We start from the raw sequence: 26,824 nt of genomic DNA on the forward strand, positions 1-26,824 counted from the left end.
GCCAGTATCATATCATGCGATTTATCGTTAAACAATAAATATGTATCTATTATAAATATATTAATATTGTAAAATTTTTATGTATATAAAAAATCCGCCATATAGGCGGCTTGAAGTGGCTGTTTGTTACCGGTTCATTCCGGTCTCCGACAATCGCGTTGCTTTGACAACATACCTGGCCAGCCCCGGAAAAACCCGTGCCAGACCGGGATACAGCCTGTTGGTTCTGGAAAAGGCCAATCTTTGAATTTTCCGTGCCCGCCTTAGAAGCCGGGTGAAGGTCTGGTCCGCTTCCGCCGAATATCCGGTTTGCCACTCCTCATAGCTGATCATTCCTCTAAGGTAGCGGTCAGTCCAGCCTGAGCAGATCAGCGCAGAACGCAGGGCAATCGACATTCCATCGCCGCAGAGCGGCGGGATCATCAGCATGGCATCACCGATATGCGGAAATTCCGACCACGGCTCGGGAGTGTCCGATAAGCGGACTGGTGCGACGGATACCTGGGTGCCGGCCACCGGAGTTCCTTCTGCCAGTCTGTCAGCCAGCCGGCGGTTACTCCGGGCGGCCGAATGCAGGATCTCCTGCACTGATTTTCCGCTGCCTTGAACGGAATCCAGGGTCAGGAGCGCCGCTATATTCACTTTCCCCGCTTCGATCGGGGAAATCCCGATGTAGCCTCCTTCACAGAAATACAGCTCCACCTGTTCCGGTATGGCGATACCGCTATAATGGGATTTGATTCCGATATAGACGGTATCATCTCTTTTATCTTCTGCTGGGGCAGCCACGCCCCGCGGTTTCCTGGTTCCGTAGGCGCCGATGACAGCGCGGGCCTGGTACGTGACCCTGCTGTCCCCCTGCCTGGTTTCCACCTCGTAACGGTTATCATCCAGCTTGCGGATCCCGGTAACCACAGCTTTGGTTACAATTTCTGCCCCTGCCGACTGTGCCTGCTGATGGAGAATCCGGTCGAGCTCATAGCGGCTTATTCCGGTTGCATTCCCAGGCAGCGGTGCCCCGATCTCCCCGCCATGGGACAGGATAATTAGGGTTTTGTCCATAATGCCCGGGGCCGGTGTATGCGCCCCGAGATTAATGCCCAGCACCTCCAGCATTTCTTTCGTCTCTGGGGACATGAACTCCCCGCAGGTTTTGTGCCGGGGGAATTCCTGCCGATCCAGAAGAATCGTACTGTGCCCGAGACGGGCCAACTGAAGGGCACTGCTGCTCCCGGCAATACCCGCCCCGGCTACTATTACATCCACCTGCTTCATCATCCGCTGATCACCTGCTTCGGGATTACTACTGAATAACGGAACAGCGGCTTCCAGGTATAGGTCATAGCATCGGCCTGAAGCCTTTGCTTCAGCTCCTGCCAGTCACTCCCCTTAAAGCCTTTGGCAACCGACAACGGCCCGTCGTGCCGGATATACCGGTTGCGCGAAATCATCCGGGTCATTACCCATACTGCAGTATACGATACCGGATGACGGTGGATATCATTGATCACCACACCGTACCTTGACACCCTCCGCATATGGTCCACCATTTCCACCAGCTGCTGGCCGTCAAAATGATGCACAAACTGGGAGCCGGTCACAATATCAGCCGAAGCATCAGCAAGCTCCTGCAGATCCGCCCGCAGCACACTCACTCGCGGCTCATGCCGGAAAAGCTTTCTTGCTTCTACACAGGCTTCCTCGGTCATATCGACCAGCGTAATCTCAAGCTCGATTCCTTTGCGGTCCGCCCACTCCAGCAGCTTGACGTTCACATCGCCTGAGCCTGCACCGACATCTAGAATACTGAGCTTCTGCGGCTGTCCGATTGCCTGCCAGAGCTTCTGTACCCCATCCCTTGTGGGGCCGGGTGCAGCAAAAATCCGGTTCAGCCGCCGCAGATGCTTCAAGGCTTCACTGAGCTCCTCGCCGCCCATGGAGAAGTCATCCATCAGCTCATCCTCTTTGGCACGCACCGACAAGGTTCTAAAAAACGGCATGGCCTGCCTCCTGATAGGAAGGTGAATACGCCGGAACATAAGTGAAGGACATCAGCTCGGCGGTCAGGCCCGGTCCGAAGGCCATTGCGACTCCTTCCTTCGTTTTTTCGTTACGGGCTTCCATGTCCCGTCGCATAGACTCAAGCACAAACAGAATGGTGGCGGAGGACAGATTGCCTGCGGTTCTCAGAATTTCCCTGCTGTACCGCGTCTGCTCATCACTTAGCTTCATAACCTCCTGTACAGAATCGACAATGCCCCGTCCGCCCGGATGAATGGCCCACAGCTCCGGAAGCGGGCTGTCTCCCAGCAGCTGGCCAAGCTCTGACTCCAGGTGGGTTCCCAGCAGCTTCGGGATCCGCGGAGATAAATATAGATCGAATCCGGTATTGCCTACCTCCCAGGTCATATCCTCTGTGGAATCCGGGAGCAATACCGAGTAACCCTTGCCCAGACTGAGGCAATGCTTATGGCTTACTCCCGGTTCACCTATCACACAGGAAGCAGAAGCATCGCCGAAAAAGGAGGCTGCTAACAAAGCCTCGCGTTCTTTTACCGGCTGAAAATGGAGCGTACACAGCTCAACGCAAACGACAAGCACCCTAGAGCCGGGAGCCCCAAGGACAACGTCACGGGCCATCTGGATTGCTTTTAGACCGGCCGCGCAGCCCTGAAACATTAACGGAAGCCGGTTCACACGCGGGGACAACCCAAGCTCTTTGATCAGCATGACATCCAGGCCCGGCAGATACTGGCCGGTACAGCTGACAGTAATCAGGTGCGTGATTTCACCGGGAGCCTGATTCGCGTCCTGCAGGGATCTTTTGGCAGCCTCCAGTGCCAGCGGAGGTGCCTCCTGCTGATATTTCTTCATCCGCTCCTCCGTTGTAGGGATATCCGTCCGTTCACCGGAGGGCAGGTAACGGCAGGTCTTTGCTGTCCCAAGATAGCTGTCATCGCAAGTATAACGGTTCTCGACTCCGCAGGATTTGAAGATTCTCCTGGCAAAGCGGGCCAGATCCGGATTGTCCTGCAGCGATGAAGCGATCAGCTCGGCTACATCTGCCTGTGCTATCGAATAAAGCGGCAGAGCGGTACCCATTCCGAGAATCGCTGCTCCGGTATTACTGTTCAGTTGTGTCATCTCTCAGCCTCCGTTAATGAGTTTTGGGTTGCATTTGAATTAACAATGTTTACCCTGATCAGGCCTTTTGTAATCCGGAATCATGCCGGACACTGTTTATCAGGGAAAGCTTTCTCAAAGTAAATGTAAAGGAAATATGCAGTCTGGCAGGAATAAGCCGGGTGACCTTCTATAAGCATTTTCAGTCCATCGACGAGCTGGTCTTTGAAGTGCAAATAGAAATACTGGAGAATATGACCGGATACGTCAAAGAAGCATCATCAGCCGGTATGAGCGGCAGGGTAATGCTTGTCTCCATGCTGAATGCATTTGAATATGGTACTGCGCATCCGGGCTGCATCCGGTTCATTCTACTGTTTGACCTGCATTACGAGGCTTATGAAGCGGGAACAGCACTGAAAACTCAATATGAGGCTTTTATCGGGCGCGAAAAGGAACAGCATTTCTTAATAAATGCGCTGGAAACTGGTTGCGGGGATACTGATTGAACACTTGAGTGCAGACTTTTAAAGTAACATCATCCAGCAAAACAGCTGCGTCCCGGACCTGTTCCCCGTCCTGGTCTGCAGCTGTTTTTTGGCAATTCTAGTACATCCGCTCTTCACCGGTAACCGGATTTTTGAAGGCCGATTCGATATCGCTGGTTGAAAGCTCGTCTGCAAACTCCGTTTCCTTCTTATTGGACGGAATGGCTGAGGCCGAAGCTGTCTTGTTCGGATTATCCTTGGTTACCGGTGTCGCTTTCGTCTGTTTTCCCATCGTATGCACATCTCCTTTGAGGCATCATTTTGCCCTTATAGGGTACTGCGGTTTCAGGTTTTTTATACAGCTGCTTGTTCAAAGCAAAATAAAGATGATACGATGGCTCTGAACCTTATAATCAGCTTAATCCCGATATGGAGTGAACCCGTGACATGATCAGCATTCTTGTAGTGGAAGATGACAAGCATGTCAGAAGACTGCTTGAAGCCGTGTTGAAGCGCGAAGGCTATGGCGTTTTTACGGCTGAGGACGGGCTTAAAGCCCTGGAAGTGCTTGATGAACAGCATATTGATCTGATTATTCTGGATATTATGATGCCGGGCATGGACGGCTATGAATTTGCCGCAGAAGTCAGAGCTGCGAACAGCCAGATTCCAATTCTGATGGCGACTGCCAAGCATCTTCCGGAGGATAAGAAGAAAGGCTTCCGGCTGGGAACCGATGATTATATGACCAAGCCGGTTGACACGGAAGAAATGCTGCTGCGGATTCAGGCCCTGCTGCGGCGTTCTCAGATTGCCACTGCCCGCAAGCTGGTGATCGGCAAGGTTATTCTTGATTATGAGGCACTCACAGTGACCCGCGAGGATGAGCGGCAAACGCTGCCGCAAAAGGAATTTTATCTGCTGTACAAGCTGCTGTCCTACCCTGACCGGATTTTTACGCGCATCCAGCTGATGGATGAAATCTGGGGCATGGATAATGAAAGTGTGGATACTACAGTAAATGTGCATATTAACCGGCTGCGGAAGCGTTTTGAAGCCTATCCCGAATTCGAGCTGGTATCGGTGCGCGGGCTCGGGTACAAGGCGGTGAAGAAGGCTTGAGCAAATTAGGCAGCAAATTAGGCAAAAAGGTCGGCAGCAGACTCAGCCTGCCCCTCCTCTTCTCGCTTGCGGTCTTCTTCATCTTTCTGATAACGGTGATTGTTACCGGACTGCTGTTCTATCTGGCCGATGTCTTCGGCCTGATCAATGAGGAGATCATCAGGGACGGAACCGTTGTCCCCCTGCTTATCCTGATCGCCTGCATCATCATCGGCACGGCTATATCGGCTGTAACCAGCCGCCGGATGGTCAAATCCATCCGCACCTTTATAGATGCAACAGACCGGCTGGCCGGCGGTGATTTCTCTATGCGGCTTCAGCTTACAAGGCCGCCGGAATTCCGGATTCTCTCCGAGAATTTCAACCGGATGGCTGAGGAGCTGGGCGGGATCGAAATTCTGCGCACTGATTTTGTAAATAATTTCTCACATGAATTCAAAACCCCGATCGTTTCGATCAAGGGCTTTGCCGAAATGCTCAAGCATGACGACCTTCCCAAGGAGGAACGGGACGAATACCTGGATATCGTCATTGAAGAATCCGCCAGACTGGCCTCACTCGCCTCAAACGTCCTGGAGCTGTCCAAGATCGAAACCCAGACCATTCTGACCGACAAAAAAAGCTTCAACGCCGGGGAGCAGCTCCGCCAGTCCGTGCTGCTGCTGACGGCCAAATTTGAGAAAAAGCAGCTTGCCCTGAATGTGGACCTGCATGATTATGAGCTCGAAGGCAATAAGGAGCTGCTCAATCAGGTCTGGCTGAACCTGCTTGATAATGCCATCAAGTTCACGCCGGAAGGCGGCGAAATTAGTATAAGCATGAGCAGACAGAGCGGCGGTATAGCTTTTGAATTCCGTGATAACGGCCCCGGCATTTCACCCGAGGCTCTGCCAAAAATATTCGATAAATTTTATCAGCAGAATACCTCTCATTCCACTGCGGGCAACGGCCTCGGCTTAACCATCGTCAGCAAGATCGTACAGCTGCACGGCGGAACCATTACATGTGATAGCCTCCCCTTCCAGGGAACAGAGTTTACCGTAACCTTGCCTGCAGGACACGTTCAGCCTTGAAACAACCGCCATGTTGTTTCAGGGCTTTTTGCTGTTCTCAGAAAAGTTAATGTTCAGTTTATCTTCCTCCGCTATGCTACTAGCAACATCCCATATCACCTAAAGGAGTCACGCTTATGATTAAACTGCTTAAAAATCTTGAGCCGAAGGAATGGGCATTATTCGCATTCAGCGTCCTGTTCATCATTGCACAGGTCTGGCTCGATCTGGAGCTGCCCGATTATATGAGCGATATCACCCGGCTAATCCAGACACCCGGAAGTGAGATGTCCGAGATTGCGGCCACAGGAGGCTGGATGCTGCTCTGTGCGCTGGGAAGTCTGGCCACCTCCATCATTGTAGCGGGAATTGCGGCGAAAATTGCGGCCAACTTCTCTGCCAGAGTCCGTTCCAGACTGTTTAACAAGGTGCAATCCTTCTCGATGGAGGAAATCAACAGCTTCTCAACCGCAAGTCTGATAACCCGTTCAACCAATGACATTACCCAGGTACAAATGCTGATTGTTATTGGCCTGCAGCTGCTGATCAAGGCTCCCCTGCTTGCCGTTTGGGCGATTCTCAAAATTACCGGGAAAAGCTGGCAGTGGTCGCTGGCCACAGGCACAGCCGTCGGTGTCCTGATCGTCATTGTCGGCATCTGTGTGGTACTGGTGCTGCCGAAATTCCAGAAGCTGCAGGTGCTGACGGATAATCTGAACCGTGTTACCAGAGAGAATCTTACAGGAATGCGGGTCATCCGTGCTTATAATGCCGAACAATATCAGGAGGACAAATTTGGCACAGCGAACGATGAGCTGACCCGGACCAATCTGTTCGCTAACAATGTATTATCTGCCATGATGCCGAGCATTACCCTGATTATGAGCGGCCTCAGTCTGGCGATATACTGGATCGGCGCAGAGATGATCCAATCTGCCGATGCCGGCGCCAAAATGGGCCTGTTCTCCGATATGATTGTCTTTTCCTCCTATGCGATGCAGGTCGTTATGGCCTTTATGATGCTGATCATCATCTTTATTCTCTTGCCCCGTGCACATGTCTCGGCCAAGCGGATTAACGAGGTACTGGAGACCCGGCCGAGCCTGACTGACGGTTCACTTACGGCCGCTCCTTCCAGTCACGCCGGCGAGGTGGAATTCCGGAATGTCAGCTTCAAATACCCGGATGCCGAAGATTATGTACTTAAGAACATCAGCTTTACAGCCAAGAAGGGCGAAACGGTAGCGTTTATCGGTTCAACCGGGTGCGGCAAAAGCACTGTCGTCAACCTGATTCCACGCTTCTACGATGCTACATCCGGTGAAGTGCTTGTCGGCGGCATCAATGTAAACCAGTATGAACAGAGTGCATTGCGCAACAAAATGGGCTATGTCTCGCAAAAAGCAATATTGTTCGGCGGTACAGTAACCTCCAATATCGCCTTCGGTGATAACGGGCGGGATCTGAATTCCGATGTGGTGGATGCGGTCTATACCTCACAGGCCGCAGATTTCGTAGAGAAAATGGACGGCAGCTATGATGCCCATATCGCCCAGGGCGGAACCAATCTGTCCGGCGGCCAGAAGCAGCGTCTGTCCATCGCCCGGGCCATCGCCCGCCGACCGGAAATCCTGATCTTTGACGATTCCTTCTCAGCACTGGATTACAAGACGGACCGTAAACTGCGCAGCGAGCTGAAGAAGGAATCCCGGGGCACAACCATGCTGATTGTGGCACAGCGGATCGGTACGATCAAGGATGCGGACAAGATCATTGTCTTGGAAGCCGGGCAAATCGCCGGTATGGGAACCCATGATGAACTGATGGAATCCTGCAGCATTTATCAGGAAATCGCTTATTCACAGCTGTCGAAGGAGGAGCTTGCCTAATGAAAAAGAAATCAGAGCAGCCTGGCACCTGGAGCCGGCTTCTCCACTATTGCCGGTCGCATATTCCTGTCATTCTGATCGCTGTTATAAGCGCTGCTGCGGGCACCATTCTCACTCTGCTTGGACCGGATCAGCTCTCGGAGCTGACCGATCTGATCATAGCAGGTATAGTTACTGGCATTGATCTGGATGCTGTTGCTTCAATCGGATTGTTCCTGATCTTCATTTATGCGCTTAGCGCTGTCCTGTCACTCGGTCAAGGCCTTATCATGTCAATGATCACGCAAAAAGTGTCCAGGAGCCTCAGAAGCGACCTGTCGCGCAAAATGAACCGTCTGCCGATCCCCTACTATAATAAGTCTGCAACCGGCGATATTCTGTCGCGGGTTACCAATGACGTGGATACCATCGGGCAGGCGCTGAACCAGAGCGTCGGCACCCTGGTTACGGCTATCGCCCTGTTCGCCGGCTCCATGATCATGATGTTCAAGACCAATGTGATTATGACCCTCACTGGGATTGCTGCTACACTGATCGGCTTTGGCCTGATGTCCGTCATTATGAAGAAATCACAGAAATATTTTCAGAGCCAGCAGGAATTCCTTGGTAAAATTAACGGGCATGTCGAGGAAGTCTATACCGGACATACCGTTGTAAAAGCCTACAATGGCGAAGCGCAGATGCGCGAAACCTTTGATTCCCTGAACCAGTCGCTGAAGCAGAGCGCCTTCAAAGCGCAGTTTCTTTCCGGTCTGATGATGCCGCTGATGACCTTTATCGGGAATCTCGGGTATGTGGCTGTCTGTGTGGTCGGCGCTGTACTGGCGATCAACGGTTCCATCTCCTTCGGCGTCATTGTCGCTTTCATTATGTACGTCCGTTTCTTTACCCAGCCGCTCGCCCAGATGGCGCAGGCCGCACAGAATCTGCAGGCCGCTTCCGCTGCCAGCCGGCGTGTTTTTGAATTTCTGGATGCAGAGGAAATGGATAATGAAGATCACAAGCAGACCAGGCTGGTTACCGCTGAGGGCCATGTTACCTTTGAGCATGTGCAGTTTGCTTATGAAGAAACAGACAATCTGGTTATTAAAGACTTCTCAACCGAGGTACAGCCCGGCCAGAAGATTGCCATCGTCGGTCCGACCGGCGCAGGCAAAACCACACTGATTAATCTTTTGATCCGCTTCAATGAGTTGACCGGCGGGGAAATCTACATCGACGGTTCTCCGATCAGCAGCCTGACCCGGGAGAACATTCACGATCTCTTCTGTATGGTGCTGCAGGATACCTGGATGTTTGAAGGAACGGTAAGAGAGAACCTGGTGTATAACAAAACAGGCGTCACCGATGCCGAAATCGAGGCCGCCTGCCGCTCTGTCGGCCTGCATCCTTTCATTCAGACCCTGAGCCACGGCTACGATACGGTGCTGAGCGATAAGGTCAATCTCTCTGCCGGCCAGAAGCAGCAGCTGACGATTGCCCGGGCGATGCTGAAAAACGCGCCGATGCTCATTCTAGATGAAGCTACCAGCTCGGTCGATACGCGGACAGAGCTGCTGATCCAGCAGGCGATGGATCAGCTGATGGAAGGCAGAACCTCCTTCGTTATAGCCCACCGCCTGTCAACGATCAAGAATGCCGACGTCATCCTGGTGCTGAAGGACGGCGATATACTGGAGAGCGGCAGCCACAGCGAGCTGCTTGCGAAGAACGGCTTCTATGCGGAGCTGTATAACAGCCAGTTTGAACAAGCCTCTTAATTCTTGGGTTTACGCACAAATAAAGGGTGTCCCGTCCGGGGACACCCTTTTGTTATGCTATAGAATCGGTGACAGCAGCCTCGCTACAGCCTCTTTAAACTTCAGCAGCTTCGGACGGACCTCATACCGCTCAAGCGTCAGCTCCGTACAGGACATGCTGTCCTTCAGGAACAGCTCATGGAGCTGGCTCGCAATCCCTTCATCGCAGACAAGCGCATTAACCTCGAAATTCAGACGGAAGCTGCGGGTGTCAATGTTCGTAGTACCGACCGAGGCAATTTCCTGGTCCACAACGATGGTTTTGGCGTGCATGAATCCCTTCTCATACTGAAGGATTTTGACCCCGTACGGCAGCAGTTCACCCGCATGAGACAGCGTGGCCGGATACACAAACATATGGTCAGGCTTGTTCGGGATCATTATGCGCACATCTACCCCGGAGAGCAGCGCTATTTTGCAGGCATCCATAAAGCTGGCATCAGGTATGAAATAGGGAGTCTGGATGTAGATGCTCTTTTTGGCAGAAGCAATCAGCTTGAGGTACATATTCTTGAGATGCTCTGTCTGTGAATTGGGTCCGCTGGAGATAATCTGTACCACACTGCTGCCTGTGTGTTTCTCCATCGGGAGCGGCAGCTGCTCGGATTCTTCCTCGCCCCGGGGAGCTGCCTTGTTCCAGTCCAGCAGAAACCGTCCGAGAATCTGATTGACCGCACTGCCCTTCATCCGGAAGTGAGTATCGCGCCAATAACCCATTTTCTTGTCCAGTCCCAGGTATTCATCCCCGACATTAAATCCGCCGATATAGGCAATCTCTCCGTCAATGATACAAAGCTTACGGTGGTTACGGTTATTGATCCGCAGATTGATCAGCCGGAACAGGGACGGGAAGAAGACTTCCACCTTGCCTCCATGCGCGATCAGATCCTTGAAAAAAGCTCTTGAGGTCTGCCGCGAGCCGATCTCATCATACAGCAGCCTTACCGTAACGCCTGCTTTGGCCTTGGCAGTCAGCTCGTCCCGCAGTCTGCGGCCCAGCGCATCCGGCTGAATGATATAATACTGCACATTAATTTCCTTAGTTGCATTCCGGATATCCTGGAACATGGCATTGAATTTGGCTTCTCCGTCATCGAAGATCTCAATTTCATTGTCGGATGTAATAAGTGCATTGGAGGAGCGCAGATTCATTTTGAGCAAATCTGCATATTTGGCAGTAAGCCCCCCCTGGTAATCAACAGACATGACCTGCTCATCAATGGCCGCCTGCAGATAAATCCGTTCTTCTGCGCTGAGCGCATAGAAGTTGCGCTTCTTGAGCTGTCTTCCGAAAAATACATAGAAGAGAAAGCCGCCTACCGGGATGAAAAACAAGACCATCAGCCAGGCCCAGGTAGACCCGATGTCCCTGCGCTCGATAAAGACGACGACTCCGGCCAGAATAATATTAAGTACGGTGATAATAGATAGAATTAGAGTGAAGATACTGCTCCAGTCCATTGCCGCCTGAACCCCTTTCTGCTGTATGTTGTGTCATTTCAAATTGTAGATATCATTGCTGTGCGGGTCAATAACATTTTGTGATAGCTATTAATAACCAAACAACCCCCCTGCTCTAAGCATCGGCCTGAGCAGGGGGGCTATAATGAAGGTTTGGTTTTCGTTTTAACGTATCCCCATCTTGGCGGCAAGTGTTTTATACATCTTCAGAAATCTGGTCACATAAAGCTCCGGGCTAAGGTTGCGGCGGATATGACCTGTCATTTGTTATTGCCCCGATAAACCTTCAACGACCTTGTCGATATTCCACCGCATCATCCCAAGATAAGTATCCCCTTCTTCCCCTTCCTTGGCGACCGAATCCGTGAAAATTCTGGAATGAATCGGCACTCCAGTCTCCGCAGAAACCGTCTCCATCGTCTTGGGATTCACGCTCGTTTCCAGGAACAGCGCCGGAATGCTATTGTCTTCGATAATCCCGATAATCCGGTTCATCTGCTCCGGTGTTCCCTGGCTGTCGGTGTTGATCTCCCAGATAAAAGCGGACTCCAGCCCGTAAGCCTGCGAAAAGTATTTAAATGCCCCTTCGCTCGTGACCAGAATACGCTTATCCTGCGGAATCTGTCCGACAGCCTCTTTTGCATACTGATCCAGCCCGTTCAGCTCGCTGATGTATTTCTCCTGATTTCCGAGATAATAGGCTTCGTTATCGGGATCTCTTGCAATTACCTGTTCGGTGATGATATCCACATATTTAACAGCATTCTGGATGTCCAGCCAGGCATGGGGATCAACCTGCGATTCCTTGCCTTTTTCGGTTAAATAGATCGGAGTCACTGCTTCGCTCAAGGCAAACGCAGCTTCGGTTTTATTCGTCACATCGAGCAGATCCTGGAACCAGCCCTTTCCTGTCTCCAGATTCAGACCGTTATAAAAAATCAGATCGGCCCCGGACACCTTGCCGGTATCGGCAGGCAGCGGATCATACATATGCGGATCGGTTCCGACAGGCACAAGGCTGTACACATCCGCCTTGTCGCCGGCAATATTCTTAGCCATATCCGCGATGATGGAATAATCTGCAGCTTATCCTCCCCCCCTCCTCCGGCGGTTGTATTGGAGCAGGCGGCAAGCAGCAGGAGCAGCAGAGAAAGCGGCAGCAGCATTCTTTTTTTCATCGTGTCTTAGGTCCTTTCCCGAGGAAATTGTTTTTGGGCGATAAGATAAAGGAAACCGTAAACAGGGCCATGCCCACCAGTACAATTGTGGCACTTGTCGGCAGATTATACCGGAAGCTCACGATGACACCTGCTATCCCGGATACGGCGCCAACCGCCGAGGCCAGCATAATCATCTGTAACAGCGTTTGGGTCCACAAATACGAGGTAGCTGCCGGGATAACCAGCATTGCAATAACCAGAACGATGCCGACCTGTGACAACGAGGATACGGTGACTACAGAGAGCAGCATCATCAGCAGATAGTGATAGAAGCCTGTCTTCAGCCCGTAAGCCTTGGCCACCACCGGATCAAATGAGCTGATCAGCAGCTCCTTGTATAACAAAGTGATAATGGCAATGACAACCAGCATGATGATAAAAGACTGGGTAAGCTCAGACTTCGGAACCGCCAGAATGTTGCCGAACAGAATATGCGTCAGGTCAAGCCCGCTCCGCGCAAAGGTAATCAGAATGATGCCGAGTGCGAAAAAAGAGCTGAGAATGATGCCGATGGATGTATCGCTTTTGATATTGCTGCGGCTGGTTATGAACTGAATCAATATGGCGGCCAGCAGGCCAAACAGAGATGCGCCCAGCAGAATGTTGATGCCCAGTATATACGATAGCGCGACCCCGGGCAGAACGGCATGGGATAAGGCATCGCCCATCAGCGACATTTTGCGGAGAACGATAAAGCTGCCCAGCGCCCCTGACACAATGCCAAGGATAACCGCCGACAGTCCGGCGTTAAGGGCATACATAGGAATGTCCAGCCAGAGGGATAAAAGATTAATCATGCGCTTCTTCCCCCGCTCCTCTGATGATCACGTTGCCCAAGGAAGCTCCATACGCTCTGCGGATATTTTCGGTGGTGAACGTATCGCCGATATCGCCGAAGGCTATCAGCTTTTTATTGAGAATGATGATTTTGTCAAAATAGTCCTCGACCTCATGCAGGTCATGATGAACGACAAGGATGGTCTTGCCCTCTGCCCGCAGCTGCTTGAGCAGCTTGACGATAATCGTCTCACTGACCAGATCAATGCCGACAAACGGCTCGTCGAGGAAAAAAACCTCCGCCTGCTGGGCCAGCGCCCTGGCTATAAACACACGCTGCAGCTGTCCCCCCGACAGATTACTGATCTGCCTCTTCGCCAGATCTGCGATATCCACCATTGCCATGCAGCGCTCAGCGGTTTCCTGCTCTTGTCTGCCTGGACGGCGGAACAGCTTAAGCCCCGGGTAGGTTCCGGTCAGCACCGTATCCCGCACGGTTATCGGGAAAGAAAGGTCGATGTCGTTCTTTTGCGGTACATAGGCGATGTTGCGCCTGTAACCGGATATCAGCCTGCCCTCCACCTTGACAGTACCACTGCGCTTTTTGACTACCTCCAGCAGCGCCTTGATAAAGGTTGATTTCCCTGCTCCGTTGGGCCCGATGATCCCGACCGAATGGCCAAAGGGGATGTCAAGATTGATGTTCTCCAGTACCGGATTGCCGAAATAGTCAACATTCAGGTCTTTAATTTCGATCACAGTGTTCTCTCCTGTCCGATGAACTTTTTCATGTGCAACTATTTTCTAATCGGTTAAAATAGTTTCTAGACTCATCTTTTGTTTCCTTTAGGAAACTTTTATTCTTAGGTACAATATATTTAACCCAGAGAAAATTGTCAATAATATTTTAAATTTTTCTGATCTCTGAGGATACCGTTATAGCTGCAGCGCAAAAAAAAGCCCAGCCCGTCAATTCGACGGACTAGGCTTACAGATGGTTCAAGAATTTATCAGTGCAGAGTTATCCCATCTTGATGACTGCCTTAACGACCTCTTCTTTGTTGTCGATGACGAAATCAAATGCCCGTTGGGACTCCTCGAAGCTGAACTCGTGGGTAACGATGCCTTTGACGTCGATTTTGCCGCCAGCGATCGCGCCGATTGCGGCCGGATACAGGTTGCGGTAACGGAAGACGGATTTGATCTCAGCCTCTTTGAACATAATCTGCATGAAATCGAAGTCAATAATATCCTTCGCCGCCAGGCCCACAAGTACAATGCTGCCGCCCCGTTTGACCAGATAAGCCGTCTGTTTGACCGTATGCTCACTGCCTGCCGTTTCAATTACTTTATCCATGCCTGCTCCATCCGTCAGTGCAGCGATTACCTCGAGCACATCTTCCTGTCTGGCATTGATAACCTGCGTAGCACCGAGGCGCTTGGCCGCTTCCAGCCGTTTCTCGATGATGTCGACCACTACGATGTCCGTTGCCCCGAAGGCTTTGCAGGCCAGCAGCGTGACAAGCCCGATACAGCCTGCACCCAGAATCACGACACGATCGCCCAGCTTGATGCCGCCTTGCGCTGCTGCATGCAGTCCTACCGAGAGCGGTTCAACCAGTGCGCCTTCTTCCGAGGTGACGTTGTCCGGCAGCTTGAATGCCATATTTTCCGGGAATGCGATATAATCTGTCAGACAGCCGTGATAAGGCGGGGTCGCGAGAAATTGTACATCCGGACACAGATTATACTTGCCGCTCTTGCAGAACTCGCATTGTCCGCAGGTAATTCCCGGCTCCAGCGCTACCCGGTCGCCGACCTGCAGATGCTTCACCCCGGAGCCAAGCTGAACCACCTTACCAGCACACTCATGACCCAGAATAAAATCCCCCTCGACCACAAAATCACCGATCCGGCCATGCTCCAGATAATGCACATCCGAGCCGCAGATCCCCACATATTCCAGCTTGACGATGACCTCGCCTGCAGCAGGCACCGGCATCTCTATTTCTCTCATTTCCATTTTCTTGAGTCCGGTCATATAATAAGCTCTGTTCTTCATTATGATCTCTCCTCCCGTTATTAGCCTGTTACTTCAAAGCCTCGGCTTTCTCAAGCAATGCGATATATTCATCAACGTTATCCTTCGTAATGAGCGGATTACCGATATCTGTATCCACCTGCTTTTCCGCTCCGGTTAGCAGCTTGCTGCTGGTATCCAGAAGCTTCTCGGCCAGTTCGAAAGCATTCTGCAGGCAGGTAGAGGTCATCTTGCCTTCTTTAATCAGCTGGAAAGCTTCAAGGGTTCCATCCACACCGTACGCAAGCATTCCGTCAAATTTGGAATTATCCTTAACGGCCTCGATTGCGCCCGCCGCCATGTTGTCGTTCATGGATATCACCGCATCAATCTTGTCGTTCGCCTGAACCCAGTCCTCCATGTATTTCATCGCCTCGTCCTTGTTCCAGTTGGCGATTTGCTCACCGACGATCTGTACATCGGGACGTTTGTCGAAGAACTCCTTCTGCCAGCTTTCTCTGCGCTTGTCGGCATGGAAGTTCCCGGATGGTCCATTGAGCACAACTACCTTGGCATTTTGCGGGATTTGATCCAGTGCGGCGCGGGCGTTCACACCGGCTTGCTCGTACGGATCGGCATCCACGGAGGAAGCGCCTTCAATTCCGCTAATCCGGGCGTTCGTGGTGACGGCGAATTTACCCGCTTTGATTACTTTTTCAACGTAAGGACGCTGTGCCTCACCGTTGTTCGGCTGCACGATAACGAGGTCAAACTTATTGGTAATGGCATTTTCAATCATGGAGTTTTCCTTGTCATCATTGGCCTGGCCGTCGAAGACCTCCAGCTTGATGTCCGGATATTTTTTCGCTTCCTCCTTCACCGCATTGGCCAGCCAAGCTGCGAACGAATCGGACTGGGCACGTGCGATATAAGCAATCTTATAGACCTTATCGCCGCCGTTTGCCTTCTCTCCGCCGTTCGCTGAGTTTGCCTTATCCGAATTGCCGCAGCCTGCCAGCATTCCCGTTACAAGCAGCATTGAAACCAGAGTTACGATTGTTTTTTTCATATGTCTTCCCCTTTTATTTATTTTAAACAGCATTGCTGTTTAATCCGGTGATCATTTATGGCTTTCTGTAATACCCTTCCCTTTTTTGCGGATGCCCTTGTCTTCGATCCGGCCCAATGTGCTTTTGGTTCTGCGGTTTTTGGAGCGGATATCATAGATAACCGCCAAGGCGATGATGGCGCCGCGGATAATCTGCTGCATATAGGAATCGACATTGGTCAGGTTCATGATGTTATCGAGAAAGCCGACGATAAAGGCCCCGGCCAGTGTACCGCCCGCCGAGCCGATGCCTCCCGAGAAGCTGGTGCCCCCGATGATCGCTGCAGTCAGTGCAGTAAATTCATAATTAATTGCACCGTTGGGAAGCCCGGCATTCACACGGGACATGAAGAGGATACCGGCCATGCCTACGAAAATCCCGTTGATGATAAAGGCGGTATATTTGACCTTGTGCACGTTAATGCCTGAGGCTACCGCGGCCTCTTCATTGCCGCCTACGGCAAACAGGGAACGGCCGAATTTGGTATGACGCAGGATATACCAGGTAATAACAGCGAAGACAATCAGGAACAGAACGGGGATCGGTACAAAACCGATGGAGCCTTGGCCCAGTACAGTGAAATCACCGAGCTGCAGAATGTTCTGGCCTTTCGTGAACAGGAGTGCTACCCCGCGGGCCATCGTCAGCATGGCAAGCGTAGCGATAAACGGAGGTGTCTTGAAGGTGCTGACCATAACCGCATTAAGCACGTTGCACACGATACCGGTCACAATGCCGGTAATAATAGCGACTGTGAAAGAACCGGTGGCTTTATAGGCCGATACTGCAAAAACACCGGAAAGTGCCAGCACGGAGCCCTGTGATAAGTCAAGCATCCCGCTGATAATCAGCAGCGTCTGGCCGAAGGCCAGAATCGTAGTTACCGCAAGCTGTGTGGAGATATTGGTCAGATTGTTAACCGATAAAAAGTTCGGATTGGCAAAAGAACAGACAATAAACAGGGCGAGCAGCACCAGATAAATGCTGTAGGTTTTTTTAAACGTGCTCCAGAATTGGCTCCAATTGATCTCTTTCAATTTCCTTCACCTCGTTAAGATGTAGTTGTTCCGGTGGCGTACTTCATGATTTGCTCCTGGGTGAACTCATGCCTGCTGAGCTCCCCGGTTATGGTTCCTTTGGCCATTACATAGATCCGGTCGCACATGCCGATTAACTCGGGCAGCTCGGAGGAGACCATGATGACCACTTTTCCTTCCTTTACCAGCTCGGTCATCAGTTTGTATATTTCGTATTTGGCACCTACGTCGATTCCGCGGGTGGGTTCATCCAGGATCAGGACGTCGGGATTGAGCAGCATCCATTTGGCGAGCACCACTTTCTGCTGATTGCCTCCGCTGAGCGATGCGATTACAGTCTCCATGGACGGCGTCTTTACCCGCATCTTACTAAACATTTCTGACACAAGCGCATGCTCGTTCTTTCGTTGATAGCGGAAGCCGAAGAATACTTTTTTCAGCGAAGATAACGTGGTATTCTCTCTGACCGACCGCATCGGGATGATTCCGTACCGCCGCCTGTCCTCGGATAACATGACCATGCCGTTTCTGATGCTCTGCTCTACACTCCGGATATTGACCTCTTGCCCTTTAATGTAGACATGCCCGGATACGACGGGATCAAGGCCGAACAATGAGCGCATAACCTCGGTTCTTCCCGCTCCGACCAGTCCGGCGAAGCCGACCATTTCCCCTTTACGTACATGGAAGCTGACATCTTTGTATCCACCGGCACCGCACAAGTTCTCCACCTTCAGCAGCGTATCACCGATCTCAACATCTTCCTTCGGGTATGTATTGGTAAGCTTGCGTCCTACCATGAGCGAAATGACTGTCTCAATGTCCAGCTTCTCTTTGGGGTGGCTCTCAACAACGGTCCCGTCACGGAACACCGTAATCTCATCGGCAATCTGAAATATTTCGTCCAGCTTGTGGGAGATATAGATGATGCAGACGCCGCGGGCTTTCAGCTCCCTGATCTTGATGAACAGCTTCTCTACTTCCTCGTGGGTAATCGCGGAGGTCGGTTCATCCATAATGATAATGTCGGATTTATTCGAAATCGCTTTCATAATCTCCAGCATCTGAATATCCGATACCGTCAAGTCCTTGAGCAGCGTCGTGGGTGAATACGGCAGATTTTCGGCTTTCAGCAGCTCCGTGGTCCGCCGTCTGACCTCCTTCCAGTCCACATTACCGAACCGTTTTCCCGGCAGATTTCCCAGGAACAGATTCTCTTCCACCGTCATCTCCGGCACATAATTTAATTCCTGAAAAATCATCGAGATGCCCAGATTACGCGCCTGAATGGGATTGCCAATCCTAACGGGCTGTTCTTCTATAAAGATCTGTCCGCCGTCCGGCTGATGAATGCCGTTGATGATTTTCATCAGGGTGGATTTGCCTGCACCGTTCTCGCCGCACAGCACATGCACCGTCCCTTTTTTCACCGTAAAGTCGATCTTGTCTAATGCCTTGACCCCCGGAAAGGACTTTTCAATCTGTGACACACGAAGCTTAATCTCTTGTTCCATTCCCTTCCCTCCATTGTTGAGATACATGTTGAAATACGTGTTGAGATACGTTTTGAGATACGGTTTTCACTTGCCTCAATCTTTTCTAATACACTTTTATAAAACGTCCTAAAGAAGATTATAGCCAGAATTGTTTTGCTGTCAACAGAAATCAATAAAAACTGTAAGCGGATTCATTTTTGTCACTTTAACAGACACAAAAAAGCCCCAACCAATAGCCGACCGCACCGTATTCCGGCGCATTTCCGCTATGTCAGGACTTGATTATAAATTACGTATACTGCAAACGAGGCTTGCCCTCGGCGCATCAGATGCTATCGATGAACCCGGCAACAAGCTCCAGCGCTGCGCCCACCGCGGTTGCCTCCAGCTTGTATTTGCAGACCCGCAGATAGGAGCCGTCGGCTTCGAAAGTATTCTTACCCGCTACGCGCTCTCGAAGAATGCCGATGTATTCCTCCATGTATGCTCCGGCATATCCGCCCAGGATCACATCGCAATCATAGAGCATCCGCAGATTGTTGATCGTCACCACGAGATAGGTAAGATACTCTTCCCAGAGTGATTTCTGCGGCTCTTCACCGGTGCGCAGCAGCCGGAAGAATTCAGAGATGCTGCCCTGTGTGCTGTCCGAGAGGATGCGGGCCGAGCAATAAGCATCGACACAGCCCTTCTGCCCACAGTAGCAGGTATGGCCACCGGGAACGATGGTCATATGGCCAAATTCCCCGCTGCGGTGATTCTGGCCGGTGTAAATCTGGTTATCGACGATAATGGAGCCGCCTACACTGTTGTTCAGCGAGAGGTAGACGACATTATTCAGGTCCTGCTCCCCCCACAATTCGGCGAATCCTGCTGCATTGGCATCGTTACTAAGGACGCAGGTGTACGGGATATACTCCGCGAACTGCCGGACATTGCCCCCTTTAAAATCGATGACCGTAGCATAGCTGACCGTCTGGCGGTCAGCCTCGAGAATCGCGGGCAGTGCTATGCCCACACCGAGGATTTTGCTGCTGTCTATGGCGCATTCAGCTACAAAATCGTCCACCAGCCTGCCCACTCCCTGAAAATAAGTCTCTGAATTGGCAAAAGGAAACTGGTGACGGACATTCTTCACCATTTTTCCGCTAAGGTCTATGGTAACTATTCCGACGTGATTCCGCGTTACATCCAGACCGATACTGTATTTAGCCACACTGTTGCAAGCCATGGCTTTTGCCTTCCGTCCTCCTGTAGATTCAAACAAACCGGTCTCTATAATCAGATCACGTTCCTGCAGTTCTTTGAGATTCTGGGTAACCGTCGGAAGGCTCAGATTAACTGCCGAAGCAATCTCCTGAATGGAAGTCGATGGATGGTAGTTCAGGTAACGGTAGATCGCGTTCCGGTTCATTTTTTTGACATCCATGCTGTTTAAGCGTTGTGCTGCCATTGTACAAATCCTCCGACTTTTATAAATGTATTTCTATAATGTGCTATATTCATCATAATCTATGTTCATCCGGATTTGCAATGATCTGGGGCTAATTTTGTGAATATTTTCACTATATATATTAGCAAACTCCTCCTCTTTTAATCTTAATTAAGTGGAAATCGTCAGCTAATTCTCTGAAGATTCCCACTTTTGGAGAGTTAGTTGGAAAACGGACACTTAATTCCACCCGAATAACGTTCAGGGCCAGACATGGCCTGAAATAGATATCTTATTTACACCTAATAGTTGTATCAGTGATAATTACCTGAAATCAGGTGATGAAAATCCATCTAATTCCAAAAGAGCAGAATGATCATCGTTATGCCGCCCCAAAATAGCCCCACCTGAGCCGGCAACCCCGGTCACTTTCAGTCCGCGGGATTTAATATAGCGAGCACCTGATGATCCTCCCACACGCCGTTGATTTTGACATTACGGAGGGCAAGGCCTTCCTTGTGAAATCCGGCCTTTTCCAGGACCCGGATCGAGCCGGGGTTCTTTGGTGAGGCCTCACCCGTAATCCGGTGAAACTTCAGCTCCTCGAAGGCATATTGCACGACTAATTTAACCGCTTCAGTCATGTATCCCCGGCCGTTAAACTCCTGATCCAGACTGTAGCCGATCATACAGCTCTGCAGTGCCCCTCTTACCACAAAAGACAGGCCAACAGTGCCAATAATCCGGCCGTCCTCCCGGTGGCATACTACAAAATCATACCTCCGGTCCGTTTCACGGTCTGACCTGTTGTTCGCTATCAGCTGACGCTGATATTCCTCTGTATAGAACTCGTCAATCGCTTTCGGTGAATATTTCTCAAAAAACGCCCGGTTACGCTTGTAAATATCTGTTAACGCTGCAGCATCCGCCTCCTGGGGGAACCGGACGTAAATCCGCTGATCCGCTTGCTCTGTCTTGTCCACTGTCTGCACCACCTTACAAAAATAATAATAGTTAACCTGACTCAGTGACATATACCTACTCATACCCGGCAAAATACCCGATCACAACCTCACGGAATTCGCAGGCGGCCGGTGAAAGATAACGCCCCTTGTTCCACAGCAGAGCAATTTCCCGAACCAGCTTATCATTATTCACCTGTAAATAGCTGACCGCTCCGAGTGAATCCTTCGCAGTACCGGGAATAAATGCAATGCCGATTTCAGCTTCCACCAGCTGGATCAGCCTGGAAGGCTCATCTCCCTCATACACATAATGCGGTGTAAATCCTTCTGCACTGCATACGGAATCAGCCAGATCACGGGTACCGTATCCCTTTTTGACACCCACAAACCATTCATCCTTCAGTTCAGACAAGTCAATAACGGAGCGGTCTGCCAGCCTGTGCCCTTTCGGCACTGCAACCAGAAGCGGGTCATTATATACAATCCGGGTTTCGATCTCCTCCGCTTCAAAGGATGGCGAAGACAGACAGAAGTCTACTTCTCCCCTTAGCAGGCAGTCAGTCATCTCTCTGGTTGCAAGCATCTGTACATGAAAATGAATATCCGGCCGTTTAGAACGGAAGACCCGCAGAATATTGGGGAGCGCGCTTGCTGCTGTTACCGCGAGCTCCAGCGTAGCGGGCTCCTGACCGGCAAGGTATTGCAGCTCCTGCCTGCCCTGGGCTAACTCAAATAAGACGCGCTCTGCACGCAGCAGAAATCTGCTGCCGTAATCATTCAGCTTCAGCCGCCTGCCGTTCCGGTCAAAGAGCGGAACACCCAGATCCTCCTCCAGCCGGGCAATAGTTCTGCTTAGCGAGGATTGCGTAACATGCAGGCTCTGCGCAGCTTCTGTTACATGCTCGAGCCGGGCTACTGTTACGAAATAATGTAGTTGCAGAAGCTCCATAGCGCCTCCCTTCATTCCTTATAGTCAATGAAATCATAACATAAAATGCATTGGAGTAAATATCGAATTTCCTTTACGATAACATTACTTTCATAACAAGGAGGACACCGAAATGAAAAACCACAACAGTTGGTTATTAATATCGGTAGGGTTGGGGGTCCTGCTGAATCCGTTGAATTCTTCCATGATTTCGATTGCTTTAACCAGACTTCAGGAAGTCTACCAGCTGGATTATACTGCTGTATCGTGGGTTGTTTTTGCTTTTTATATCGCCAGCAGTGTTGCCCAGCCAGTGATGGGCAAAGCCAGCGACCTGTTCGGCCGGCGTCGCATTTTTCTCGCCGGACTGGTAGTTGCCTTCGTTGCCTCCATGCTGGCTCCCTTTTCGCCGGGGTTTGGCTGGCTAATCGTTTGCCGTATTATCCAGTCCATCGGGACAAGCATGATGGTTGCGGTTGGTATGGCGATTGTGCGGATCCATATTAAGGAGAACCAGGCTGCTGCCCTGTCTGTACTGTCCGTCTTTTTATCAGGCGCTGCGGCAGTCGGACCTTTTATCGGAGCAGTTATTATTGGGTGGTGGGATTGGGAGGCGGTGTTTTGGGTCAATATTCCATTCACGGCTGCCGGCTTTGCGCTGGCCTGGAGGAGCATTCCTGCGGATCACCCGAAGGAGGCTGCGGCAAAAGGCAGGCCGATCATACAATGGCTGGAAATCATGGACGTCAAAGGGATTGTACTGTTTGCAGCAGGTCTGACATCCCTGCTTCTTGGTGTGCTGTCCTTTGAGTCCTCAGGAGCCACAGCGTCCTGGCAGATCCTTACGGCTCTAGGCGGACTTACGCTGCTTGCCGGTTTCGTAATGCATGAGCTGAGAACAGCTTCGCCCTTTATTCCCCTGCGCACCTTTGCCCGTTACCCCGCTATGACCCGGGTTAATGTAGAGTACATGCTGGTTAACGTGCTGTATTATGCGCTCTTCTTCGGGCTGCCCTCTTATCTGCAGGCAGTACGGCAAGTCAGTGTCTTTCAGACAGGCATTCTAATGCTGAGTCTCGGATTGTGTTCGCTAGCAGCAGCCCCGTTTGCAGGACGTTGGGTAGACCGCTCGGGTCCGGGGCCAGCCCTCATGCTGTCTGCTCTGCTGATGACCTTCGGCTCATTGTGGCTGGCAATGTGGAACGGGAGCTGGCCGGTTGCCAGCATATGCATAGCTTTGGCCGCCTTTGGAATAAGCAGCGGGCTAAGCGGTGTCGGCCTGCAGGCCGCCCTGTTTCAAAGCTCTCCCAAGGAAATCATCGGCGTTGCTTCAGGTGTGTTCAATACCTCAAGATATTTCGGGACCATCCTGTCCTCTTTGCTGACAGGCCTTGTTATGGGCGGGCAGCTCAGCTCCGGCGGCTTACGGCGGCTCGCCCTTGTTCTTACTGCAATCGGGCTTCTGCTGTTATTCCTGAACCGGCAGCGCCTGCGCGCAAGGTTTCGATAAAGTTCACCGCAGCTGTGCTGAGGAACGGCTGCTTCAGCCAGATAACGGCTGAGCTGGATACAGCATAGGGATCATCGATCCGGGAATAACGGAGGCTCCGGCCGGTATGCCTGCCAAGTGAAGTCTCAGGAAGAATCGACGCACCTAACCCGGAGGATACCAGCTCGATCAGCATTCCGATGTCAGAACATTCTCCAATGATAATCGGGGATAATCCGCGGGAACGGAAATGCTCCAACGGGCTGGTCGTTGGTGTCATAATGGCTTTGGTCATGGAGAACCTTGTACCCTGGAGCTAATTTGAGCCCAAGGTTTCCAGCCTGCCGGCATCCAAATAAGCTTAACTAAACCGGTAAGTCCAAAACTGTTCAGTGCCGTAACGGCTGCGGATTTCCTCATCGGCCAGAACCCGGCTGCCCACAAGCTCCGCTGCCTGGAACTGTGAACGGTGCGACTGAATGGACGCCATTTTGGAAGACAGGAATGCGGTAACATCTACGGTTACGTCCGCTTTCCCGATCATCTGCTCGTGATTGCTGGAGAATGCACTGCACAGGACAACCGGCCGTTCTTCAGCAGGAAGACGTCCTATGGTCCGTATGACAGCTGCCCCGGTTGCATCATGATCGGGGTGCACGCTGTAGCCGGGATAGAATGTAATTACGATCGAAGGTTTCAGCTCCTGCAGCATGTCCAGAATGGTTCCATCCAGCAGTTCCTGGTCCTCGAACTCTAACATCTTGTCATGGAAGCCAAGCATTCTGAGGTCCTGGATGCCGATTGCACGGCAGGAGTCTTCCAGCTCCCGCTTACGGATACCCGGAAGGGTAACCCGGTTAGCGAAGGGCGGGATGCCCATATTCCGGCCCATTTCGCCAAGAGTAAGGCAGGCAAAGGTCACCTGAGCGCCTCCTGCTATGTATTTGGCCAAAGTGCCCGCTGCAACAAAGGACTCGTCATCCGGATGCGGGAACACGGCCAGAATGCGCAAAGCATCAGTTTGATTATTGCTCATGTTCGTATCTTCCTCCATATTCATAAGAACGCCTCCAGACTCAGCTGCAGGGCGACAACCAGCTTGCCCATGCTGTCATGTCCGGCCAGAATAAGACGCTGAGTATCCTGCTCATCTATATGGGTAAGCCCTTCGGCGTAAATCCAGCCCTGTGCAGTCTTTAGCCCGACCCGGTACGGGCCGGTGCCGGAGATGGAGCCCTGGGTGTAACGGATAACCGCATTGCTGATAAAAGCGGAGGCCGGATGACGGCTGCTGTCCAGATGGTTGGCATACGCGCCTGAAGTAAGCTCAAGATGGAGATATAAATCCCGTCCGGATAATTCATTTATCCGTGACTGTATATGTTGTAGTTGTATCGGCTGCATAGTATACTCCTTCATTAGTTATAATGCCTCGGTGACTGCATTCATAATTATCCTTCTACAATATCCGCCTGAAGATCGGTGGCAATCTCAATCATTAAAGGAACGACCGCCTCTGCGGATACCGCCACATAGAGATCTCCGGAATACAGCCGGAAAGGAATTTCCGTTTCACCGTAAGTCCACATGAAGAAATCCCCCTCAATGGTCATAATGCTCTCAGGTCCTTTAACGGTAAAAGTCTGCGAATAAGCAAAATCAGCCCGCTGTGCGAAGTACTGCTTGCATTCCTCCAGAGTGATCGCCTGTGCCGCGTTGTCCTCCTGCATGGAACGGGTTATACGAAAACGCTGATTCATGTTATGCCTCCAAAAGAACAAATTTCTGCAGCGTTCGGGAAACGCATTGCATTCCCGCCAGCTGTCCCGAAATCCCATTTTCTCATTCCCTGTGCACTCTGTCAAAACAATGCATGTTCATTCATGCAGATAATGACAAATTACCCTCGCATATATACTTTCTGATATATCAAAAAAAGTGCATAGCCGCCGCTACACACTCTTCCAAATCCTCTTCTGTTTACTCCTGATTCAAGAAAGTCCGGGTCCGCTCCAGCTGCGGATTGCCGAAGATTTGCTCCGGTGTTCCGGATTCGGCTATCTCCCCGTTGTCCATAAAGAATACCCGGTCTGCCACATCACGGGCAAAGTTCATCTCATGGGTCACGATGATCATCGTCATATTCTCCTCGGCCAGCTGGCGGATTACCCTCAGCACCTCGCCGGTCAGCTCGGGATCGAGTGCCGATGTCGGCTCGTCAAACAGCAGAATGTCCGGATTCAGCATCAGTGCTCTGGCGATAGCCACCCGCTGCTTCTGCCCGCCGGACAGCATGGACGGATATACATCCGCCTTGTCAGCCAGACCGACCTTGGTCAGCAGCTCCATGCTTCTCGCAGCAATGACCTGGCTGCTCTCCCGCTTCAGCGTTCTGGGGGCCAGCTCCAAATTCCCCCGTACCGTCAGGTGCGGGAACAGGTTGAAGTGTTGGAATACCATGCCCATTGTTGAGGTAATGTCCCTGATCGCCGCGCTGCCGGCGTATTTCCCATTCTCGGCCAGCGTTTTACCGTGGATGAAGATGCTCCCGCCGGTAATCTCCTCCAGATGCACAAGACTGCGCAGCATGGTGCTTTTACCGGAGCCGGAAGGTCCGATGACGGCCACAACCTCGCCGGGTTTCACTTCAAAGGTAATTTGCTTCAGCACATCCAGGCTGCCGAAGGATTTCTGTAATTGTTTTACTTCTATAATACTGCTCATAATCGGACAGCCCTTCTACTCAAATTTGAAACGTTTCTCCAGCAGTTTGAAGAACAGCGTCAGCACAAGTGTCATCAGCAGATAGATGATGCCTGCCACAACAAACGGCGTCACCGTAAAGTCACGGTTCACTGCGGTCTTGGCATAATTCAGCAGCTCCGGTACGGCAACGGCATAGAGCAGCGCAGTGTCTTTGACCAGGGTGATCGACTCATTCGCTACTGCCGGCAGCGCCACCCGGAACATCTGGGCGAGAATCACCTTGCGCAGTGTCTGCCATTTGCTGAGTCCCAGCACCTTGGCAGCCTCATGCTGTCCTTTGTCAATGGACAGCAGGCCGCCGCGGAATATTTCCGCGAAGTAGGCTCCATAGTTCAGGATAAAGCCGAGGGCAGCGGCAGCAAAACGGTCCATGACCAGGTACTCTCCGATGACCGGAATCTGCGGCAGTCCAAAGCAGAAGAACAGCAGCTGCAGCAGCAGCGGAGTGCCGCGCATCACGTAAATATAGGTGTGGGCCAGCCAAGCTAACGGCTTAATCCGGCTTTTGGCCGCCAGGGTGACCAGCATCCCGAGCGGGATGGACAGGACGATGACAATCAGGAACAGCAGCACCGTTGTGCGTGCCCCCTCCAGCATCGGCCCGGCAATCTGGATAATATAATCAATACTCATTTCTGTAACCGACTCCTA

At 51.5% G+C, this 26,824-nt stretch carries 26 protein-coding genes and 1 pseudogene; 6 read left to right on the forward strand and 21 right to left on the reverse strand.

What is annotated here, in order from left to right; genetic code table 11:
• Positions 1 to 126 precede the first annotated feature (126 nt).
• The 3 genes from M2108_RS02210 to M2108_RS02220 are packed head-to-tail and all read right to left on the reverse strand — an operon-like array spanning position 127 to position 3,144.
• Positions 127 to 1,278, reverse strand: a complete 1,152-nt coding sequence (locus M2108_RS02210; protein WP_277467525.1) for an NAD(P)/FAD-dependent oxidoreductase — start codon at positions 1,276 to 1,278, stop codon at positions 127 to 129.
• The gene (locus M2108_RS02215; protein ID WP_277467524.1) at positions 1,275 to 2,000 is read right to left on the reverse strand and encodes a methyltransferase domain-containing protein; all 726 of its coding nucleotides are present in this window, start codon (positions 1,998 to 2,000) and stop codon (positions 1,275 to 1,277) included. The genes M2108_RS02210 and M2108_RS02215 overlap by 4 nt, the downstream gene beginning before the upstream one ends.
• Positions 1,987 to 3,144, reverse strand: a complete 1,158-nt coding sequence (locus M2108_RS02220; protein ID WP_277467523.1) for a type III polyketide synthase — start codon at positions 3,142 to 3,144, stop codon at positions 1,987 to 1,989. The genes M2108_RS02215 and M2108_RS02220 overlap by 14 nt, the downstream gene beginning before the upstream one ends.
• A 98-nt stretch (positions 3,145 to 3,242) precedes the next feature.
• Here M2108_RS02220 and M2108_RS02225 point away from each other — a divergent pair, with 98 nt between their 5' ends.
• Positions 3,243 to 3,632: a TetR/AcrR family transcriptional regulator gene (locus M2108_RS02225; protein WP_277467798.1), complete on the forward strand. Its 390-nt coding sequence runs from the start codon at positions 3,243 to 3,245 to the stop codon at positions 3,630 to 3,632.
• A 97-nt stretch (positions 3,633 to 3,729) separates the two neighbouring features.
• Here M2108_RS02225 and M2108_RS02230 read toward each other — a convergent pair whose 3' ends face one another.
• The gene (locus tag M2108_RS02230; RefSeq protein WP_167360643.1) at positions 3,730 to 3,903 is read right to left on the reverse strand and encodes a hypothetical protein; all 174 of its coding nucleotides are present in this window, start codon (positions 3,901 to 3,903) and stop codon (positions 3,730 to 3,732) included.
• A 155-nt stretch (positions 3,904 to 4,058) separates the two neighbouring features.
• On the opposite strand from M2108_RS02230, the gene M2108_RS02235 reads away from it, so the two are divergent.
• The 4 genes from M2108_RS02235 to M2108_RS02250 all read left to right on the forward strand — a co-directional run bounded on the left by M2108_RS02235 (position 4,059) and on the right by M2108_RS02250 (position 9,434).
• Positions 4,059 to 4,733 (forward strand): response regulator transcription factor, encoded by a 675-nt coding sequence (locus M2108_RS02235; protein ID WP_277467522.1) that lies wholly within the window; start codon positions 4,059 to 4,061, stop codon positions 4,731 to 4,733.
• Positions 4,730 to 5,806: a HAMP domain-containing sensor histidine kinase gene (locus M2108_RS02240; RefSeq protein ID WP_277467520.1), complete on the forward strand. Its 1,077-nt coding sequence runs from the start codon at positions 4,730 to 4,732 to the stop codon at positions 5,804 to 5,806. Before M2108_RS02235 ends, M2108_RS02240 begins: the two co-directional genes overlap by 4 nt.
• A gap of 116 nt (positions 5,807 to 5,922) precedes the next feature.
• Positions 5,923 to 7,674: an ABC transporter ATP-binding protein gene (locus M2108_RS02245; protein WP_277467519.1), complete on the forward strand. Its 1,752-nt coding sequence runs from the start codon at positions 5,923 to 5,925 to the stop codon at positions 7,672 to 7,674.
• Positions 7,674 to 9,434, forward strand: a complete 1,761-nt coding sequence (locus M2108_RS02250) for an ABC transporter ATP-binding protein (RefSeq protein WP_277467518.1) — start codon at positions 7,674 to 7,676, stop codon at positions 9,432 to 9,434. Before M2108_RS02245 ends, M2108_RS02250 begins: the two co-directional genes overlap by 1 nt.
• Positions 9,435 to 9,491: 57 nt before the next feature.
• Here M2108_RS02250 and cls read toward each other — a convergent pair whose 3' ends face one another.
• The 11 genes and pseudogenes from cls to M2108_RS02305 all read right to left on the reverse strand — a co-directional run bounded on the left by cls (position 9,492) and on the right by M2108_RS02305 (position 21,939).
• Positions 9,492 to 10,934 (reverse strand): cardiolipin synthase, encoded by a 1,443-nt coding sequence (cls, locus tag M2108_RS02255; RefSeq protein ID WP_277467517.1) that lies wholly within the window; start codon positions 10,932 to 10,934, stop codon positions 9,492 to 9,494.
• A gap of 267 nt (positions 10,935 to 11,201) precedes the next feature.
• Positions 11,202 to 12,112: pseudogene (locus M2108_RS02260) on the reverse strand (metal ABC transporter solute-binding protein, Zn/Mn family).
• Positions 12,109 to 12,951 carry a metal ABC transporter permease gene (locus M2108_RS02265; RefSeq protein ID WP_277467516.1) on the reverse strand — a complete coding sequence of 281 codons (843 nt, stop codon included), beginning with the start codon at positions 12,949 to 12,951 and terminating at the stop codon, positions 12,109 to 12,111. The pseudogene M2108_RS02260 and the gene M2108_RS02265 overlap by 4 nt, the downstream one beginning before the upstream one ends.
• On the reverse strand, positions 12,944 to 13,687 hold the full coding sequence (locus tag M2108_RS02270; protein WP_277467797.1) for a metal ABC transporter ATP-binding protein: 744 nt from the start codon (positions 13,685 to 13,687) through the stop codon (positions 12,944 to 12,946). The genes M2108_RS02265 and M2108_RS02270 overlap by 8 nt, the downstream gene beginning before the upstream one ends.
• A gap of 265 nt (positions 13,688 to 13,952) precedes the next feature.
• The gene (locus M2108_RS02275; RefSeq protein WP_277467515.1) at positions 13,953 to 14,993 is read right to left on the reverse strand and encodes an NAD(P)-dependent alcohol dehydrogenase; all 1,041 of its coding nucleotides are present in this window, start codon (positions 14,991 to 14,993) and stop codon (positions 13,953 to 13,955) included.
• A 28-nt stretch (positions 14,994 to 15,021) separates the two neighbouring features.
• Positions 15,022 to 16,020, reverse strand: coding sequence for a sugar ABC transporter substrate-binding protein (locus tag M2108_RS02280; protein WP_277467514.1), 999 nt, complete (start codon positions 16,018 to 16,020; stop codon positions 15,022 to 15,024).
• A 51-nt stretch (positions 16,021 to 16,071) separates the two neighbouring features.
• Positions 16,072 to 17,097, reverse strand: coding sequence for an ABC transporter permease (locus M2108_RS02285; protein ID WP_277467513.1), 1,026 nt, complete (start codon positions 17,095 to 17,097; stop codon positions 16,072 to 16,074).
• 14 nt (positions 17,098 to 17,111) lie between these two features.
• On the reverse strand, positions 17,112 to 18,611 hold the full coding sequence (locus M2108_RS02290) for a sugar ABC transporter ATP-binding protein (protein ID WP_277467511.1): 1,500 nt from the start codon (positions 18,609 to 18,611) through the stop codon (positions 17,112 to 17,114).
• Positions 18,612 to 18,918: 307 nt separating this feature from the next.
• Positions 18,919 to 20,046 carry an ROK family transcriptional regulator gene (locus tag M2108_RS02295; protein WP_277467510.1) on the reverse strand — a complete coding sequence of 376 codons (1,128 nt, stop codon included), beginning with the start codon at positions 20,044 to 20,046 and terminating at the stop codon, positions 18,919 to 18,921.
• 410 nt (positions 20,047 to 20,456) lie between these two features.
• Complete coding sequence (locus M2108_RS02300) at positions 20,457 to 21,008, reverse strand: GNAT family N-acetyltransferase (protein WP_277467509.1); 552 nt, start codon at positions 21,006 to 21,008, stop codon at positions 20,457 to 20,459.
• Positions 21,009 to 21,063: 55 nt separating this feature from the next.
• The gene (locus M2108_RS02305) at positions 21,064 to 21,939 is read right to left on the reverse strand and encodes a LysR family transcriptional regulator (protein ID WP_277467508.1); all 876 of its coding nucleotides are present in this window, start codon (positions 21,937 to 21,939) and stop codon (positions 21,064 to 21,066) included.
• 112 nt (positions 21,940 to 22,051) lie between these two features.
• Here M2108_RS02305 and M2108_RS02310 point away from each other — a divergent pair, with 112 nt between their 5' ends.
• Entirely contained in the window at positions 22,052 to 23,428 is a 1,377-nt protein-coding gene (locus M2108_RS02310) for an MFS transporter (RefSeq protein ID WP_277467507.1), read from the forward strand.
• On the opposite strand, the gene M2108_RS02315 is transcribed toward M2108_RS02310, so the two are convergent.
• The 6 genes from M2108_RS02315 to M2108_RS02340 form a co-directional block, all read right to left on the reverse strand.
• On the reverse strand, positions 23,364 to 23,702 hold the full coding sequence (locus M2108_RS02315; RefSeq protein WP_277467506.1) for a LysR family transcriptional regulator substrate-binding protein: 339 nt from the start codon (positions 23,700 to 23,702) through the stop codon (positions 23,364 to 23,366). The two genes, M2108_RS02310 and M2108_RS02315, sit on opposite strands and share 65 nt — an antisense overlap.
• 66 nt (positions 23,703 to 23,768) lie before the next feature.
• Positions 23,769 to 24,467 carry a bacillithiol biosynthesis deacetylase BshB2 gene (bshB2, locus tag M2108_RS02320; protein ID WP_277467505.1) on the reverse strand — a complete coding sequence of 233 codons (699 nt, stop codon included), beginning with the start codon at positions 24,465 to 24,467 and terminating at the stop codon, positions 23,769 to 23,771.
• On the reverse strand, positions 24,464 to 24,811 hold the full coding sequence (locus tag M2108_RS02325; RefSeq protein WP_277467503.1) for a YojF family protein: 348 nt from the start codon (positions 24,809 to 24,811) through the stop codon (positions 24,464 to 24,466). The genes bshB2 and M2108_RS02325 overlap by 4 nt, the downstream gene beginning before the upstream one ends.
• A 47-nt stretch (positions 24,812 to 24,858) precedes the next feature.
• The gene (locus tag M2108_RS02330; protein WP_068724345.1) at positions 24,859 to 25,167 is read right to left on the reverse strand and encodes a hypothetical protein; all 309 of its coding nucleotides are present in this window, start codon (positions 25,165 to 25,167) and stop codon (positions 24,859 to 24,861) included.
• A gap of 220 nt (positions 25,168 to 25,387) precedes the next feature.
• The gene (locus M2108_RS02335; RefSeq protein WP_481856834.1) at positions 25,388 to 26,131 is read right to left on the reverse strand and encodes an amino acid ABC transporter ATP-binding protein; all 744 of its coding nucleotides are present in this window, start codon (positions 26,129 to 26,131) and stop codon (positions 25,388 to 25,390) included.
• A 15-nt stretch (positions 26,132 to 26,146) separates the two neighbouring features.
• Positions 26,147 to 26,806: an amino acid ABC transporter permease gene (locus tag M2108_RS02340; protein ID WP_277467501.1), complete on the reverse strand. Its 660-nt coding sequence runs from the start codon at positions 26,804 to 26,806 to the stop codon at positions 26,147 to 26,149.
• Positions 26,807 to 26,824 lie beyond the last annotated feature (18 nt).

This window comes from Paenibacillus sp. PastM-3 (assembly GCF_029893965.1).
Classification (GTDB): Bacteria; Bacillota; Bacilli; order Paenibacillales; family Paenibacillaceae; genus Paenibacillus_AQ.